Source organism: Streptomyces sp. NPDC005408 (assembly GCF_040606445.1).
In the GTDB taxonomy this organism is placed as follows: domain Bacteria; phylum Actinomycetota; class Actinomycetes; order Streptomycetales; family Streptomycetaceae; genus Streptomyces.
Map to the genome: position 1 here is coordinate 63,438 of NZ_JBEXEX010000035.1, position 15,370 is coordinate 78,807.

16 protein-coding genes are annotated in these 15,370 nt (G+C 69.1%); 9 read left to right on the plus strand and 7 right to left on the minus strand.

Features of this window, described 5'->3' with window-relative positions; all coding sequences use genetic code 11:
* The first annotated feature begins 75 nt into the window (after window positions 1-75).
* Window positions 76-2,571, plus strand: a complete 2,496-nt coding sequence (locus tag ABZS64_RS27445) for an FHA domain-containing protein (RefSeq protein ID WP_355835029.1) — start codon at window positions 76-78, stop codon at window positions 2,569-2,571.
* 84 nt (window positions 2,572-2,655) lie between these two features.
* Here ABZS64_RS27445 and ABZS64_RS27450 read toward each other — a convergent pair whose 3' ends face one another.
* From ABZS64_RS27450 to ABZS64_RS27460, 3 genes are all read right to left on the minus strand, one after another.
* Window positions 2,656-3,369 carry a transglycosylase SLT domain-containing protein gene (locus ABZS64_RS27450; RefSeq protein WP_355835031.1) on the minus strand — a complete coding sequence of 238 codons (714 nt, stop codon included), beginning with the start codon at window positions 3,367-3,369 and terminating at the stop codon, window positions 2,656-2,658.
* A gap of 277 nt (window positions 3,370-3,646) precedes the next feature.
* A complete protein-coding gene (locus ABZS64_RS27455; RefSeq protein WP_355835034.1) occupies window positions 3,647-4,738 on the minus strand; it encodes an S-adenosylmethionine:tRNA ribosyltransferase-isomerase in 1,092 nt (363 codons plus the stop codon).
* Window positions 4,735-5,436, minus strand: a complete 702-nt coding sequence (locus ABZS64_RS27460) for an SDR family NAD(P)-dependent oxidoreductase (protein ID WP_355835078.1) — start codon at window positions 5,434-5,436, stop codon at window positions 4,735-4,737. Before ABZS64_RS27460 ends, ABZS64_RS27455 begins: the two co-directional genes overlap by 4 nt.
* Window positions 5,437-5,627: 191 nt before the next feature.
* Between ABZS64_RS27460 and ABZS64_RS27465 the strand changes: the two genes are divergently transcribed.
* The 3 genes from ABZS64_RS27465 (at window position 5,628) to ABZS64_RS27475 (ending at window position 7,804) form a co-directional block, all read left to right on the plus strand.
* Window positions 5,628-6,773 carry a GAF domain-containing sensor histidine kinase gene (locus ABZS64_RS27465; protein WP_355835037.1) on the plus strand — a complete coding sequence of 382 codons (1,146 nt, stop codon included), beginning with the start codon at window positions 5,628-5,630 and terminating at the stop codon, window positions 6,771-6,773.
* A complete protein-coding gene (locus ABZS64_RS27470; RefSeq protein WP_355835040.1) occupies window positions 6,766-7,410 on the plus strand; it encodes a response regulator transcription factor in 645 nt (214 codons plus the stop codon). The genes ABZS64_RS27465 and ABZS64_RS27470 overlap by 8 nt, the downstream gene beginning before the upstream one ends.
* Window positions 7,411-7,558: 148 nt before the next feature.
* Window positions 7,559-7,804, plus strand: coding sequence for a chaplin (locus tag ABZS64_RS27475; protein ID WP_355835043.1), 246 nt, complete (start codon window positions 7,559-7,561; stop codon window positions 7,802-7,804).
* 285 nt (window positions 7,805-8,089) lie between these two features.
* On the opposite strand, the gene ABZS64_RS27480 is transcribed toward ABZS64_RS27475, so the two are convergent.
* Window positions 8,090-8,878 carry a hypothetical protein gene (locus tag ABZS64_RS27480; RefSeq protein WP_355835046.1) on the minus strand — a complete coding sequence of 263 codons (789 nt, stop codon included), beginning with the start codon at window positions 8,876-8,878 and terminating at the stop codon, window positions 8,090-8,092.
* A 135-nt stretch (window positions 8,879-9,013) separates the two neighbouring features.
* Between ABZS64_RS27480 and ABZS64_RS27485 the strand changes: the two genes are divergently transcribed.
* The 4 genes from ABZS64_RS27485 (at window position 9,014) to ABZS64_RS27500 (ending at window position 12,223) form a co-directional block, all read left to right on the plus strand.
* A complete protein-coding gene (locus tag ABZS64_RS27485; RefSeq protein WP_355835049.1) occupies window positions 9,014-9,805 on the plus strand; it encodes an ABC transporter ATP-binding protein in 792 nt (263 codons plus the stop codon).
* Between the two features lie 105 nt (window positions 9,806-9,910).
* A complete protein-coding gene (locus ABZS64_RS27490) occupies window positions 9,911-10,339 on the plus strand; it encodes an NfeD family protein (protein ID WP_355835052.1) in 429 nt (142 codons plus the stop codon).
* A gap of 91 nt (window positions 10,340-10,430) precedes the next feature.
* Entirely contained in the window at window positions 10,431-11,396 is a 966-nt protein-coding gene (locus tag ABZS64_RS27495) for an SPFH domain-containing protein (protein WP_355835055.1), read from the plus strand.
* A 59-nt stretch (window positions 11,397-11,455) separates the two neighbouring features.
* Window positions 11,456-12,223 (plus strand): sulfite exporter TauE/SafE family protein, encoded by a 768-nt coding sequence (locus ABZS64_RS27500; protein ID WP_355835058.1) that lies wholly within the window; start codon window positions 11,456-11,458, stop codon window positions 12,221-12,223.
* 74 nt (window positions 12,224-12,297) lie between these two features.
* Here ABZS64_RS27500 and ABZS64_RS27505 read toward each other — a convergent pair whose 3' ends face one another.
* The 3 genes from ABZS64_RS27505 to ABZS64_RS27515 all read right to left on the minus strand — a co-directional run bounded on the left by ABZS64_RS27505 (window position 12,298) and on the right by ABZS64_RS27515 (window position 14,332).
* Window positions 12,298-12,807: an HNH endonuclease gene (locus ABZS64_RS27505; protein WP_355835061.1), complete on the minus strand. Its 510-nt coding sequence runs from the start codon at window positions 12,805-12,807 to the stop codon at window positions 12,298-12,300.
* Between the two features lie 158 nt (window positions 12,808-12,965).
* A complete protein-coding gene (locus ABZS64_RS27510; RefSeq protein ID WP_355835063.1) occupies window positions 12,966-13,493 on the minus strand; it encodes a YbhB/YbcL family Raf kinase inhibitor-like protein in 528 nt (175 codons plus the stop codon).
* Window positions 13,494-13,549: 56 nt separating this feature from the next.
* The gene (locus tag ABZS64_RS27515; protein ID WP_355835066.1) at window positions 13,550-14,332 is read right to left on the minus strand and encodes a sporulation protein; all 783 of its coding nucleotides are present in this window, start codon (window positions 14,330-14,332) and stop codon (window positions 13,550-13,552) included.
* Between the two features lie 74 nt (window positions 14,333-14,406).
* Between ABZS64_RS27515 and ABZS64_RS27520 the strand changes: the two genes are divergently transcribed.
* A complete protein-coding gene (locus tag ABZS64_RS27520) occupies window positions 14,407-15,048 on the plus strand; it encodes a DNA-3-methyladenine glycosylase (RefSeq protein WP_355835069.1) in 642 nt (213 codons plus the stop codon).
* Window positions 15,049-15,370 lie beyond the last annotated feature (322 nt).

Here is a 15,370-nt window from a genome sequence, read left to right on the forward strand (position 1 = left end):
CACGCCTGAAATAGTTCCTCACGATGTTCGCCATCCCTAGACTCCCTGTGATGGGGGTAACTCGGGGGACAACTAGTGGGGCATGGAGTGCCGGAACTCGTACTGGAATTGAACGGAAGGACCTGGACTCTCGATCCGTCCAGGTCATACACCCTCGGACGTGATCCGCAGGGCGACCTGGTGATCGACGACGCAAGGGTCTCGTGGCGGCACGCCAGCATCAGCTGGGGCGGCCGCAGTTGGGTGATCGAAGACCACGGCAGCACCAACGGCACATACGTGCAGGGCCAGCGGATCCATCAGATGGAGATCGGCCCCGGCTCGGCCGTGCACCTGGGCAACGCCACCGACGGCCCGCGCCTGAACCTCACGGGCGCAGCGGCCGGTGCGTACAGCGCCCAGGCTGCCGCGCCTCAGCAGCAGGCGGTCAAGCAGCAGGCCCCGGCCCACCAGGCCCCGGCCCAGCCGCAACAGGCCTGGCCGCAGCCTCAGGCGCAGGTCCCGCATCAGCAAGGACCGGGCGGTGCCGGCGGTGTCGCGGGGGCCCCGCCGGTGTACGGGGACCGCAGCCCGACCACTTTCCACCAGCTGGCCCTCGGCCGCGTGATGGGTATCGGCCGTGCGCTCGAGAACGAACTGGTCGTCTCCGACCTCCAGGTCTCGCGCCACCACGCCGAGTTCGTGGCCACGCCCGACGGTCGCTTCGAGATCCGCGACCTCGGATCCCACAACGGCACGTACGTCAACGGTCAGCCGATCGCCAAGTCCGGCACCGTACTCATCGGCCCGAACGACATCGTCGGCGTCGGCCACTCGACGTTCCGCCTGGTCGGCGACCGGCTCGAAGAGTTCGTCGACACCGGTGAGGTCTCCTTCTCCGCCCGCCACCTCACGGTGACGGTCGACGGCGGCAAGCAGATCCTTCGCGATGTCTCCTTCGGCGTACCGGAGAAGTCGCTCATCGGCGTCATCGGCCCCTCGGGCTCCGGCAAGTCCACCCTGCTCAAGGCGCTCACCGGATACCGGCCCGCCAACGAGGGCGACGTCCTCTACGACAACCGCAGCCTCTACAAGCAGTTCGCCGAACTGCGCCAGCGCATCGGTCTGGTCCCGCAGGACGACATCCTGCACAAGGAGCTCACCGTCCGTAAGGCGCTCAAGTACGCGGCCAAGCTCCGCTTCCCCGGCGACACCGCCGAGGCCGAGCGCGAGGCCCGTATCGACGAGGTGCTGCGCGAGCTCAAGCTCGACATCCACAAGAAAAAGAAGGTCACCTCGCTCTCCGGCGGCCAGCGCAAGCGCGTCTCCGTCGCCCTGGAGCTGCTGACCAAGCCGTCGCTGATCTTCCTGGACGAGCCGACCTCCGGCCTCGACCCGGGCATGGACCGCGACGTCATGCAGCTGCTGCGCGGCCTCGCCGACGACGGCCGCACCGTCCTCGTGGTCACCCACTCCGTGGCCGAGCTGGCGCTCTGCGACAAGCTCCTCGTCATGGCGCCCGGCGGCTCGGTGGCGTACTTCGGTCCGCCCGAGGAAGCGCTCAATTTCTTCGGCTACAGCACCTGGGCCGATGTCTTCTCGGCGTTCGAGAACTACCGCGACTACGACTGGGCGGGCCGCTGGCGCGGTTCGCAGCACTACCAGATGTACGCGGCCGACATCGACGCCGTCGCCGCGCAGTCGGTGCACATGCCGCCGCCGCAGCAGATGCGCCCGCCGAAGCCGCAGAGTTGGGGCTCCCAGCTGTGGACGCTGATCCGCCGCTACTCCTCGGTCATCGCGTCCGACAAGGGCTTCTTGGGCCTGATGGTCATCCTGCCCGCGGTCCTCGGCCTGGTCAGCGTGGTCATCCCGGCGAAGTTCGGCCTCGCGCCGCCCACGCCGCCGAGCAAGTTCAACGGCGACGCCGGCACGATCATGCTCATTCTCGCGGTCGGCATGTGCTTCTCGGGTGCGGCCAACTCCGTACGAGAACTGATCAAGGAACGGGTCATCTACGAACGGGAACGGGCCACCGGCCTGGCCCGCTCGGCGTATCTGATGTCCAAGGTGATCGTCCTCGGCGTGATCACGGCCATCCAGGGCGTCATCATCTGCGGCATCGGCTTCGCCACCCGCGACCTGCCCGCAGAGGGCCTGATCATGCCGCCGGCCGTCGAGATCTGCCTCGTCGTCATCGCGCTGGGCTTCACCTCGATGATGTTCGGCCTGGTCATCTCCTCGCTGGTGAAGACCGCCGAGAAGACCATGCCGCTGCTGGTCATGTTCGCCATCGTCCAGGTCGTCTTCACCGGCATCCTCTTCCAGGTCTACGGCTCGCCCGGCCTGGAGCAGTTCGCCTGGCTGATGCCGTCCCGCTGGGCCATCGCCGGTGCGGGCGCGACGCTCGACCTGTCGCACCTGATGCCGCCGTGGGACCCGAACAAGCCCACCGACCTCGATCCCCTGTGGGAGCACTCGGCGGGCCAGTGGGGCATGAACATCACGGTCCTGCTGGTGATCGGCGTCATCTGCGGTGTCGCGGTCGCGCGGCTGCTGCGCCGCCACGAGCCCGAGGTCATGCGCAAGTAAGCACCGTCCCGCAACGCGCCGAAGGGCGGCACCCTGTGCGGGGTGCCGCCCTCCGGCGTCTGCTGAGCTTCGCGTCAGGTCGGCTCAGTAGGCGCTGTTGACGTTGTCGATCGAGCCGTAGCGGTCGGCGGCGTAGTTGGCCGCGGCGGTGATGTTGGCGACCGGGTCGTACTGGCTGTGCTTGGTACCGGCGACGTGGTAGGCGTCGAACGTCGGCTTGATGACCTGCAGCAGGCCGATCGACGGGACACCGTTGATCGCGTTGATGTCCCAGCCGTTGATGGCGTTCGGGTTGCCGCTCGACTCACGCATGATGTTGCGGTGCAGCCCGTTGTAGGTACCCGGGATGTGGTGCTTCTTCATGATGTCGAGCGACTCGCGGATCCAGCCGTCCAGGTTGTTGGCGTAGATCGGCTTGCGGGCGGCGGCACGGCTGGCGGCCTGAGCCTTGGCGCGCTTCTTCGCGGCGGCCTTGGCGGCGGCAGCCTTCTTCTTGGCGGCGGCCGCGGCGGCGGCCTTCTTCTTGGCGGCAGCTGCGGCGGCGGCGGCCTTCTTCTTCGCGGCAGCGTCGGCCTTGGCCTTCGCGGCGGCAGCCGCCTGCTGCTTGGCGACGGTCGTCTGGGCGGTGCCGACGTCAGCGATCGCGGCCACGGGGGCGGAGGACAGAGCCTTGGTCTCCGTGTCGGCGGAGGCGTTGCCGGGAACGAGGGAGAACGTGAGGGCTGCGACGGCGGCGGCGGCGGTACCGGCGATCGAGACCTTGTGGGTCTTGGTCAGGCGGGTGCTGAACGCGGACATACAGACATACCTCTTCGAATAGCGGGAGTCGCTCAGGCCGGGCGGCGCTGCGCCTGCTCGGCGGGCGACGGCTGCAATTCTTAGCGGCAGCAAAATGCTGTGGCAAAGGTGTGACGTACTATCCGCGGTAGTGGATCAGGGTGTCCGAATGGCCCACTTCCTCCGCCTAGGTCCCCGCTCACACGTCCTTTATCTATCCACTAGGGGCGTTCGTAAGTGACCTGCGTCCTATGTGCGGGCTCACATCGGGCCCGTAACGGTTTCACCATGCGTTGCTTCAGCAATGCAAAGAGTGAGGGCTGTCATCCGGAAGTACGAGGTGGACGTCGCCGAACTCGTGCCAGAGGTAGAGCTGACGCAGCGCCTCGGTGTACGAACGGCCCAGTGCCTCCCGCCCGGCGATCGCCTCCAGCATCAGCAGATGCGAGGCCTCCGGCTCGTGCAGCCCGGTCAGCAGCCCGTCCACGGCACGTACCCCGCGCCCGGGCGTGATGACCAGGTCCGTCCAGCCCGCTGCCGCATGCACCACGCCTTCGGCGTCCGCCGCCGACTCCAGGGCGCGTACGGCCGTCGTGCCGACCGCGACGATGCGCCCTCCGCCAGTCTTCGCGGCGTTCACAAGCCACGCCGTCGTCGCAGGCACCTCGAAGCGCTCCGGGTACGGCGGCTCGTGCGCCTCCGCCGATGCCACCCCCGTATGCAGAGTGAGGGGAGCGAACTGCACCCCACGGCTCACCAGCTCCGCCACCAGCCGCGCCGTGAAGGGCCGCGCGGCGCTCGGCATCTCCGCCGAGCCCGCGCCACCGGGGGAGGGCAGCGCGAAGACCGTCTGATACGCGGACAGGGGCTGATCCTTTGCCGTGTACCTGTACCGGATCGGCCGGCCGTACCGGTAGAGCAGCCCGGGCACGTCGACGGACACCGATGCCCACCACAGCCGGTCCGCTCCGGGGACAAGCGGCGCGTCCAGTACGAGGTGCTCGCCCCCTGGCAGACGTACGACAGCCCCTGCGGGGCCCCCGGCACGCGGCAGGGTGCTCCCCGAACCGTCCGGGCGGCGCAGCTCCACAGCCCATCGCCCGTCGTCACCACGCGTCGAGAAGTGCACGACGACCGCTTCGCCGCCGACCCGCCCGTTGACGGCGGCGGGCAGGGTGGTGGACGTATTGACCACCAGGACGTCACCGGCCCGCAGCCGGCCGGGCAGGTCCCGGAACGCGTGGTGGGACACCTCCTTCCCGCGCGAGACCATCAGCCGTACGTCGTCCCGCCCCGACCCGCGCACCTCGGCGGGCACACGGGCCGAGAGCTCGTCGGGCACCCGCAACGCCTCCAGCACCGCCGCTCCTCCTGTCGACCCCGCTCTCATCGAGCTACCGCCAGCAGCGCCGGGGCGCTGTACCGCCCGCTCACCGGCCGTTCATCCAGCAGCCGCAGGAAGCCCGGCACCACCGAATCCGGCGACGGACGCGGATCGTCGTCGTCCGGCACGGCCGCCGCGTACAGATCCGTCTGCATGTCACCCGGGTCGACCGTCCACACCCTCAGCTCCGGCTCCTCGACCGCGAGGACCGCCGCGAGATGATCGAGCGCCGCCTTGGACGCCCCATAGCCGCCCCATGTCTCGTACGCCTCCGCCGCCGCGTCCGAGCTGACCGCGATCACCGTGCCCGCCTCGGCCGCCCGCAGCAGCGGCAATGCCTCCTGTACGAGTCCGAGCGCCGCGACCACATTCGTCTCCAGGGCCGCCCGCAGGCCGTCCAGCGGCAGCGCCTCCAGCCGCACCAGCGGCTCGGCGCCCAGCGCGCTCGCATTGCTCACCAGCAGATCGAGCCCGCCGAGGCCGCGGGCCGCGGCCAGCAGCTCCGTACGGTGCCCGGCATCGGTGACGTTCCCCGCCACCGCCACCACCCGCGTTTCGTACGTCGTACCGATCTGACGCGCGCTCTCCTCGAGGACGCTCGCGGTCCTGGCCCCCAGCACCAGATCCCAGCCCTGCCGGGCGAGGGCCGCCGCGAGTGCACGTCCCAGGCCCTTCGAAGCTCCAGTGATCACCGCTACCGGCATGATGTCCATCCCCTTGCTCCGCTGTTCCTGCTGTTCCGCGTCGATGCCCCCAACGTAGGAACGCGGCCCCACCCGCCGCCTCGTGCGCGGGACCCCATCGGACAAGGCACTTCGACCTACGACCTCAGCCCTATGCGGTTGCCGTCCCCGGCCCGATACGGACTGTCACACCCCGCCGGTACGGTGAGGTCATGAGCCATCGACCCAGCTCAGGCCTGGCGGCCGTGAGCACCGCTCTCCTCGCGATGAGCAGGCATCTCGAGGTGCGTGACGTCCTGAAGACGATCGTCGCCTCGGCGCGCGAGCTCCTCGACGCCGAGTACGCGGCGCTGGGCGTGCCCGACGACCACGGCGGCTTCGCGCAGTTCGTGGTCGACGGCGTCACCGACGCGCAGTGGAAGGCGATCGGCCCGCTCCCGCGGCAGCACGGCATCCTCGCCGCGATGCTGCGCGACGCGAAGACCGAGCGGCTCGCGGATGTACGCAAGGACCCCCGCTTCGAGGGCTGGCCGTCCGCCCACCCCGACATGTCCGACTTCCTCGGCCTGCCGATCAAGGACGGCGAGGAGACGATCGGCGCGCTCTTCCTCGCCAACAAGCGCTGCCCCAAGCCCGAGGGCGGATGCGGATTCACGGAGGAGGACGCGGAGCTGCTGTCGATCCTCGCCCAGCACGCGGCGATAGCCCTGACCAACGCCCGGCTCTACGAGCGCAGCCGCGAACTCACCATCGCCGAGGAGCGCTCCCGGCTGGCCCACGAGCTGCACGACGCGGTCAGCCAGAAGCTCTTCTCGCTCCGCCTCACCGCACAGGCCGCGGCCGCCCTGGTGGACCGCGATCCGGCCCGCGCCAAGGGCGAACTGCAGCAGGTCGCCGTGCTCGCCGCCGAGGCCGCGGACGAACTGCGCGCCGCGGTCGTGGAGTTGCGCCCCGCCGCCCTCGACGAGGACGGCCTGGTCAACACCCTCCGTACGCACATCCAGGTCCTCGACCGAGCGCACACCGCCAAGGTCACCTTCGACAGCAGCGGCATCCGCGCCCTGCCCGCGGCCCAGGAGGAGGCCCTGCTCCGGGTCGCCCAAGAGGCGCTGCACAACGCACTGCGGCACTCCGGCGCCGGCGAGGTCGATGTGGCCCTGGTCCGCCGCGGCCAGGGCGCTGTCCTCAGCGTCACCGACAACGGCAGGGGCTTCGAGCCGAGGACGGTCCGCCGGGCCGGCCGCCATCTGGGTCTGGTCTCGATGCGTGACCGGGCGAGCGGCGTGGGCGGCACGCTCACTGTTGAATCAGCGCCCGGCAAGGGCACCACGATCGAGATGGAGGTCCCCGGTGGCTGACAAGACGATTCGCGTCCTCCTCGTCGACGACCACCAGGTGGTCCGCCGCGGGCTCCGTACCTTCCTGGAGGTCCAGGACGACATCGAGGTCGTCGGCGAGGCGGCGGACGGCGCGGAAGGAGTCGCCCGCGCCGAGGAGCTGAAGCCGGACGTCGTCCTGATGGACGTCAAGATGCCGGGCACGGACGGCATCGACGCGCTCCGCAAGCTGCGTGAACTGGCCAACCCCGCAAAGGTGTTGATCGTTACGAGCTTCACCGAGCAGCGCACGGTCGTCCCCGCCCTGCGCGCGGGCGCTTCGGGTTACGTCTACAAGGACGTCGACCCCGAGGCGCTGGCCGGCGCCATCCGCTCCGTCCACGCGGGCCATGTGCTGCTGCAGCCGGAGGTCGCGGGCGCGCTTCTCTCCCAGGACGACCCGAGCAGCGGGACGGGCCGCGGAACCACTCTCACCGAACGTGAGCGTGAGGTCCTGGGCCTGATCGCCGACGGCCGCTCCAACCGTGAGATCGCCCGAGCGCTCGTCCTGTCCGAGAAGACCGTCAAGACGCACGTCTCGAACATCCTGATGAAGCTGGACCTGGCGGATCGCACGCAGGCGGCGCTGTGGGCGGTCCGGCACGGCCTGACGAACTGATCGGACCGTAACCGGACCGTCTCCCTCCGATCCGAGATTCATACTGTCGGGTGTATGTCACCCGTCCGGCGCATCCTGATCGACTCGGCGGCGTTCTCCATGGCGTGCTGCGGCGGCCGGCCGCAGCGAAGCTCAGGAGGATTTCGAAGTGAAGAACGTCAAGAAGGCCGCTGCCCTCACCATGATCGCCGGCAGCCTGGTAGCCGCGGGCGCGGGTGTCGCGTCCGCCACGAACGGCGCCCACGCCGACGGCTATGCCGAGAAGTCCCCGGGTGTCCTCTCGGGCAACCTGGTCCAGGCCCCGGTCCACGTCCCGGTGAACGTGGTCGGCAACACGGTCAACGTGATCGGCGCGCTCAACCCGGCGTTCGGCAACACCGGCATCAACGGCTGACGTCACTCATGACGCAGGCGTGACCCCGGCCCCCAGGCAATGCCTGGGGGCCGAAGTCGTCCCGGGCGCGCCCCGGACCCCGAGGGCTGTGGCGGCGCGAAGCTGCCGCTCCGGGGTGCGGGGGCGCAGCCCCTGCGTACCCCTCCCCGGGGGGTGTGGGGGCCTGCCCCCGGTTACGGGAAGGGGCGGGGTGGGGGAACAACCCCCGGCCGAGCCACGGCACCCCGAACCCCACGGCGCCGGGAGCGCCCCCGGACCCCAAGTCCCCCCCGCGAAGCCCCGGCCTCAGCGCCCCCGCTCCCGCTCCTCCACATACGCGTTGTACGCCGCCACCAGCGCCCGCCTCGCCACCCGCTCCACCGGCCGCAGCGCCTCCCCCCGCGCCGCCATCTCCGACGCGCTCACCGCGCCGCCGTGGCCTCTTTCGTACGCCACCGAGATCAGCAGGCCGATCCGCTGGGCCAGCTCCAACACCCGTACCGCCCGTGGCGGATACCCCGGCGCCAGCGTCTCGCCCGCGCCCCGCGACGCCCGCGCCCGGTACGCGTCGATCGCCGCCTCAGCCACCGGACCCGACGCCGCCACGTCGAGGCGCGACAGCACCTCCGTCGCCTCCCGCAGCGCCTCCGCGAGCTCCCGTTCCGCCTCGCCGAGCGAGGGCACATCCGCCGGCGGCGCCTCCCGCACCGGCAGGCAGCGCCAGACGACCTCCACATGCACATCACCCGCGGGCCCGGCCTCGTACACGTCCGGCACCAGCCCGTACGCCGCGCCCGAAGCGACCACGGCCTCCTCCGCGTCGAGCGCCCGCGCATTGAACTCGGGCGGCCCGCTGAGCCCCAGCGGATGCCCCGGCGCGGGCAGCGCGACCCGGTAGCCGGTCACCCCGAGCGTCCGCAGGCGCCCGAGCGCGAGCGTGAGCCCGACGGGGCCCGCCTCGCCGGGCAGGCCGTCGACCCGGTGCACCGCGTCGTCGCCGACGATCGCGAGCGCCGCGTCATCCGGCGATACAAGTCCGGCCAAAAGGGAATTTCCCCATGCGGCCAGCCGTCCTGAGCGTGGTTCGGAAAGCATGGACCCAGCCTAGGTACCGGACCGGGGGACCGGGTCACTTGGCCGGTGGCGTAGGTTTTCCCTGGGAGCTGTGCCCACAGGTGCATAAACCGCCCCCAATACCTCAAGACGATTGCATGGGGAGACAACGCGCTCATGAGCGATGTACTGGAGCTGGTGGACGTATCCGTGGTCCGCGACGGACGCGCTCTGGTGGACGACGTCTCCTGGTCGGTCAAGGAGGGCGAGCGCTGGGTCATCCTCGGCCCCAACGGCGCCGGCAAGACCACCCTCCTCAACATCGCGTCCAGCTACCTCTTCCCGACCAGCGGCAAGGCGAAGATCCTGGGCGAGCGCCTCGGCGCCGTCGACGTCTTCGAACTCCGCCCGCGTATCGGCATGGCGGGCATCGCCATGTCCGAGAAGCTGCCCAAGCGTCAGACCGTGCTCCAGACCGTCCTCACCGCCGCGTACGGAATGACCGCCACCTGGCACGAGGACTACGACGCCGTCGACGAGGAGCGCGCCCGCGCCTTCCTCGACCGGCTCGGCATGACCGAGTACCTGGACCGCAAGTTCGGCACGCTCTCCGAGGGCGAGCGCAAGCGCACCCTGATCGCCCGCGCGATGATGACCGACCCCGAACTGCTGCTCCTCGACGAGCCGGCCGCAGGTCTCGACCTCGGCGGCCGCGAGGACCTGGTGCGCCGTCTCGGCCGCCTCGCCCGCGACGAGTTCGCCCCCTCCATGGTGATGGTGACGCACCATGTCGAGGAGATCGCGCCCGGCTTCACCCACGTTCTGATGATCCGTCAGGGCAAGGTGCTGGCCGCCGGCCCGATGGAGACCGAGCTCACCTCGCGCAACCTCTCCCTCTGCTTCGGCCTTCCGCTGCTCGTCGAGCGCAACGGCGAGCGCTGGACCGCCCAGGGCCTCCCGCTCGGCTGACCGCCCAAGGTCCGACGGACCGGCCGCGGCTGCGGCGGCTGACCGGTTTCCGCCCCCGCCGTCGCCCCCTGTCCCGACCGCGACCGGCGGACCTACCATGACCATGTGGAAATCGACGCATGGGTGTGGTGGCTCATCGGCGCGGTCGGACTGGGCATTCCGCTCGTCCTGACGGCGATGCCCGAATTCGGAATGCTGTCCGCCGGAGCGGTGGCCGCGGCCATTGTCGCGGCGCTCGGCGGCGGCACGGTCGCCCAAGTGCTCGTCTTCGCCGTGGTGTCCGTCGCGCTCATCGCCGTCGTACGGCCCATCGCGACCCGGCACCGGTCCCAACGGCCGCAGTTCGCCAGCGGAGTTGACGCACTCAAGGGCCGCCAGGCCCTCGTACTCGAACGAGTCGACAGCAGCGGCGGCCGTATCAAACTCGCCGGTGAGATCTGGTCCGCGCGCGCACTCGACGCGGGGATGTCCTTCGAGGCGGGCCAGCAGGTCGACGTCGTCGAGATCGACGGAGCCACCGCCGTGGTCATGTGACAAATAGAAGCCGAACGCCCCCCACTCCAGCCCGTGTTCTGGGAAACTCGATCATCAGAATCATCCGGCAGCGAAGGGCACAGGGAACGCGATGCAACCGATCATCATCGTCCTGATCATTCTGGTGGTGCTGGTCTTCATCGCCCTGATCAAGACGATCCAGGTCATCCCGCAGGCCAGCGCCGCCATCGTCGAGCGCTTCGGGCGCTACACCCGCACCCTCAACGCGGGCCTGAACATCGTCGTCCCGTTCATCGACTCGATCCGCAACCGCATCGACCTCCGTGAACAGGTCGTCCCCTTCCCGCCCCAGCCGGTGATCACCCAGGACAACCTGGTGGTCAACATCGACACCGTCATCTACTACCAGGTGACCGACGCCCGCGCCGCGACATACGAAGTCGCCAGCTACATCCAGGCGATCGAGCAGCTCACCGTCACCACCCTGCGCAACATCATCGGTGGCATGGACCTGGAGCGGACCCTGACCTCCCGCGAGGAGATCAACGCGGCCCTGCGCGGCGTCCTCGACGAAGCCACCGGCAAGTGGGGCATCCGCGTCAACCGTGTCGAGCTCAAGGCGATCGAACCGCCCACCTCCATCCAGGACTCGATGGAGAAGCAGATGCGCGCCGACCGTGACAAGCGTGCCGCGATCCTCACCGCGGAAGGAATCAGGCAGTCCGCGATTCTCACCGCCGAGGGTGAGAAGCAGTCCGCGATCCTGCGCGCCGAAGGTGAGGCCAAGGCGGCCGCCCTGCGCGCCGAGGGCGAGGCCCAGGCGATCCGTACGGTCTTCGAGTCCATCCACGCCGGAGACGCGGACCAGAAGCTCCTCGCCTACCAGTACCTCCAGATGCTCCCGAAGATCGCCGAGGGCGACGCCAACAAGCTCTGGATCGTGCCCAGCGAGATCGGCGACGCCCTCAAGGGCCTGTCCGGCGCCATGGGCAACTTCAACCCGATGGCCGGAATGGGCGGCGGCTCGGGCTCCGGCTCCGGCAAGTCCGCCGGCGGCAACGGCACGGAGCGCCGCGAACAGCCCCCCATCGACTGACCCCGGCGGACCCTCAGGCATGATCGGTGCACCAGGCACCGATCATCGAGAGGCACAGAGTGACCATCTGGGAGATGCTCGCCGTCTTCGCCGCGGGCATCAGCGCCGGCACCATCAACACCATTGTCGGCTCGGGGACACTGATCACCTTCCCGGTGCTCCTCGCCACCGGCCTGCCCCCGGTCACCGCCACCGTCTCCAACGCGCTCGGCCTGATCCCCGGCTCGATCAGCGGAGCCATCGGCTACCGCGCCGAACTCAAGGGCCAGCGCCGCCGCGTCCTGCGCCTGAGCATCGCCGCCGCGATCGGCGGCCTCAGCGGAGCCGCACTGCTCCTGCTGCTGCCCTCCACGGCCTTCGAGACGATCGTGCCGATCCTGGTCGCGCTCGCCCTCGTCCTGGTGATCCTCCAGCCGCGCATCACCAAGGCCGTCCAACGCCGCCGCGACCGCAACGGCACCCACACCGACCCCGACGGCGGCCCGCTGCTCTTCGTCGGACTGATGCTCGCCAGCGTCTACGGCGGCTACTTCACCGCGGCCCAGGGGATCATCTACATCTCCCTCATGGGCATGCTGCTCGACGACACCCTCCAGCGCCTCAACGCCACCAAGAACATCCTCGCCGCCGTCGTCAACAGCATCGCCGCTCTCTTCTTCCTCTTCGTCGCGGACTTCGACTGGACGGCGGTCGCACTGATCGCTGTCGGCTCCGCACTCGGCGGCCAGCTCGGCGCCAAGATCGGCCGCCGGCTCCCGCCGACGGCGCTGCGCGCGCTGATCGTGGTGGTCGGTACCTTCGCGATCGTCCAGCTGCTGCTCCGCTGACACACGAAAGCCCGCCCCCGGACAGGGGGCGGGCTCTCACAGTTCTACGGGCACGGTTCTACGCGGGCACAGTTCTACGCGGCGGGCTGCGCCGCCAGCCAGCCGGGCAGCTCCGAGCGCTCACCGGCCCGCATCCCCAGCAGCATCGCATCCGCCGGAGACGGTACGAACGGCTCGCGCAGCAGCGGCATCCCGGCCTGCTCCGGCGTACGGTCCGCCTTGCGGTGGTTGTCCTCGGCGCAGGAGGCCACCGTATTCAGCCAGCTGTCCGCACCGCCGTGCGACCGCGGCACCACGTGGTCCACGGTCGTGGCGCGTCTTCCGCAGTACGCGCACCTGTGCTGGTCACGGACCAGCACACCCCGCCTCGACCACGGCGCCTGTCTTCGGAACGGCACTCGGACATAGCGGCAGAGCCTGATCACCCGGGGCACCGGAAGATCGACAGCGGCCGCACGCACACGGAGTCCGGGGTGGGCCTGCTCGACGACGGCCTTGTCCTGCAGCACCAGAACCACTGCACGGTTGAGTGTCACCGTCGACAGCGGCTCGAAGCTCGCATTCAGTACCAGCGTGTCCCGCATCTCGCCCACCTCCCGTTCGCCGGCCCAGCCCGTTGCGGGCCTTGGGCTTGGATCAACTCTGGCCGGGCGCGCCGAGATGGACAACGCAATAAAAGATGCCCTGCCCTGATCTCTCCAAGACCAGGGCAGGGCAAACAACAAACGAACGATCAGCTGACCTACCGACCTTCGTACTCACCGATCAGCTGCGCACGAGCAATCGTGTGGAAGCGGAGATTGAAGCCGATGGCCGCCGCCGAGACATCCGCGCCAGGACCGAGCTTCTCCCTGTCCACCGCGTACACCGTGAACACATACCGGTGGTTCTCACCGGCCGGGGGAGCGGCGCCGCCGAAGTCCTTCGACCCATAGTCGTTACGGACCTGAACGGCACCCTTCGGCAGCCCCTCGAACTTGCCGCTGCCCGCACCGGCCGGCAGCTCCGTGACCGACGCGGGGATGTCGAAGAGCACCCAGTGCCAGAACCCGCTGCCCGTGGGCGCGTCCGGATCGAAGCACGTCACGGCGAAGCTCTTGGTCTCCGCCGGGAAACCCTCCCACCGCAGATGCGGCGAGGTGTTGCCCGCCGCGTAGACCTGGGCGTCCTTCAGCACCGACCCCAGCGCGATGTCATCGCTCACCACCGTGAACGACGGCACTGCCGGATGAAAGTCATGCGGAAGCGGCGGCCTCTTGAGCTCGGTCACGTCTGAACCTCCGATTCGGCTGTTCTGTCTGCCCTCTGTGCTCTGCGGATCCGAGCCTAGAGCCAGTTACGGCGCCCGCCGACATCCGCCAGCCACTGGTTCAGGTATGCAGCCCAGTCGGTCGAGTGGAAGTCGTGGTGCCCCACCTTGAAGGCCTTGTACGAGTCGCTGCCCTCGCTGAACAGCCCCGGCTTCTTGTCCATCTCAAGGATGACGTCCATCTCGCGGTCGTCCGCGACGAAGGTCAGCTCCACCTGGTTCAGCCCGCGGTACTGCTGCGGCGGGAAGAACTCGATCTCCTGGTAGAACGGCAGCCGCTGCCGCGTCCCACGGATGTGCCCACGCTCCATGTCCGCGCTCTTGAAGCGGAAGCCCAGCTGGATGAAGGCATCCAGGATGGCCTGCTGCGACGGCAGCGGGTGCACATTGATCGGGTCCAGGTCGCCCGAGTCCACGGCCCGCGCGATCTCCAGCTCCGTCGTCACACCGATGTTCATGCCGCGCAGCCGCTGCCCCGCGATGGTGGTGACCGGGGTCTCCCAGGGAATCTCAAGACCGAACGGCACCACGTGCACCGCCCCGGCCCTCACCTCGAACGCACCACCCAGCCGCTGCTTCGTGAACTCGATGTCCTGCTTGACCTCCTGGTCACCACCCTCGACCTCGACCCGAGCCTGCAGACCGACGGAGAGCCCCTCGATCTGCTGGTCCACCGAGCCGCCCTGGATGCGCACCTCGCCCTGGACCACACCGCCCGGTACGACGTTCTCCTCGGTGAGCACCGTCTCGACGGACGCACCACCGGCGCCCAGGCTCGCGAGCAGCTTCTTGAACCCCATGTCCACTCCTTCTCAGTCCTGACCTCTACATACGCGCGACGACCGCAGCCGGTTCCCCGGTACCCTCGGACGCCATGATCGAGAGCCCCGACCGTACGCCGTTGCCACGGGAGTTCTTCGACCGCCCAGTGCTGGAGGTCGCTCCCGAGCTCCTTGGCTGCACCCTGGCACGCCTCACCGACGAGGGACCCATCGAGTTGCGTCTCACCGAAGTAGAGGCGTACGCGGGGGAGCTCGACCCGGGTTCCCACGCGTTCCGCGGCCGAACCGCACGGAACGAGGTGATGTTTGGCCCGCCCGGCCATGCGTACGTCTACTTCACCTACGGCATGTGGCACTGCCTCAACGTGGTGTGCGGCCCGGAGGGCAGAGCGAGCGGGATCCTGCTGCGCGCCGGCGAGATCCTCGTGGGCGCCGATCACGCCCGTAAACGTCGATTCTCGGCCCGTCATGACAAGGAACTGGCCAAAGGACCCGCACGCCTGGCCACGGCCCTCGACGTCGACCGCGCCCTCAACGGCGCCGACCTCTGCATCGGCGGCGACGCCCCACTGTCCCTGCTGAGGGGCACCCCGCCCGACCCTGACCTGGTGCGCAACGGCCCCCGTACCGGGGTGGGCGGAGACGGTGCAGATCACCCCTGGCGCTTCTGGATCGGCGAGGATCCAACGGTCAGTCCCTACAGGGCCCATGTGCGCCGCCGCAGGGCAACTTGACTCGGCTTGGCGCGACGCCTAACGTAGCCCGAGCCGCTTGAAACGGGCCCTGCTGTTCAGCAACCCGAAGTGGCCATCCACTCCTTACGACAAACCCAACCGGGTGCGATTTCGGCATGCCGAAATTCAAGCCCAGTGACTCAATTATGAGTTGCACGGGGAATCGGTTAAAGTAGTGAACACGCCGAAAGGCGAAAGGCCTTCCAACGGCCACTGGAATCGAATTCCTCACCGGAAACGGAACGGAAAAAGAGTCTGGTAAGGTTGGAAACGCAAGACCGAAGGGAAGCGCCCGGAGGAAAGCCCGAGAGGGTGAGTACAA

What these genes read in the sequence shown, in the direction of transcription:
- ABZS64_RS27505 (WP_355835061.1), bottom strand. Translation starts at nt 12,807, where the DNA reads ATGCGGGACACGCTGGTACTGAATGCGAGCTTCGAGCCGCTGTCGACG.
- ABZS64_RS27520 (WP_355835069.1), top strand. Translation starts at nt 14,407, where the DNA reads ATGATCGAGAGCCCCGACCGTACGCCGTTGCCACGGGAGTTCTTCGAC.
- ABZS64_RS27480 (WP_355835046.1), bottom strand. Translation starts at nt 8,878, where the DNA reads ATGCTTTCCGAACCACGCTCAGGACGGCTGGCCGCATGGGGAAATTCC.
- ABZS64_RS27450 (WP_355835031.1), bottom strand. Translation starts at nt 3,369, where the DNA reads ATGTCCGCGTTCAGCACCCGCCTGACCAAGACCCACAAGGTCTCGATC.
- ABZS64_RS27485 (WP_355835049.1), top strand. Translation starts at nt 9,014, where the DNA reads ATGAGCGATGTACTGGAGCTGGTGGACGTATCCGTGGTCCGCGACGGA.
- ABZS64_RS27465 (WP_355835037.1), top strand. Translation starts at nt 5,628, where the DNA reads ATGAGCCATCGACCCAGCTCAGGCCTGGCGGCCGTGAGCACCGCTCTC.
- ABZS64_RS27515 (WP_355835066.1), bottom strand. Translation starts at nt 14,332, where the DNA reads ATGGGGTTCAAGAAGCTGCTCGCGAGCCTGGGCGCCGGTGGTGCGTCC.
- ABZS64_RS27455 (WP_355835034.1), bottom strand. Translation starts at nt 4,738, where the DNA reads ATGAGAGCGGGGTCGACAGGAGGAGCGGCGGTGCTGGAGGCGTTGCGG.
- ABZS64_RS27495 (WP_355835055.1), top strand. Translation starts at nt 10,431, where the DNA reads ATGCAACCGATCATCATCGTCCTGATCATTCTGGTGGTGCTGGTCTTC.
- ABZS64_RS27460 (WP_355835078.1), bottom strand. Translation starts at nt 5,436, where the DNA reads ATGCCGGTAGCGGTGATCACTGGAGCTTCGAAGGGCCTGGGACGTGCA.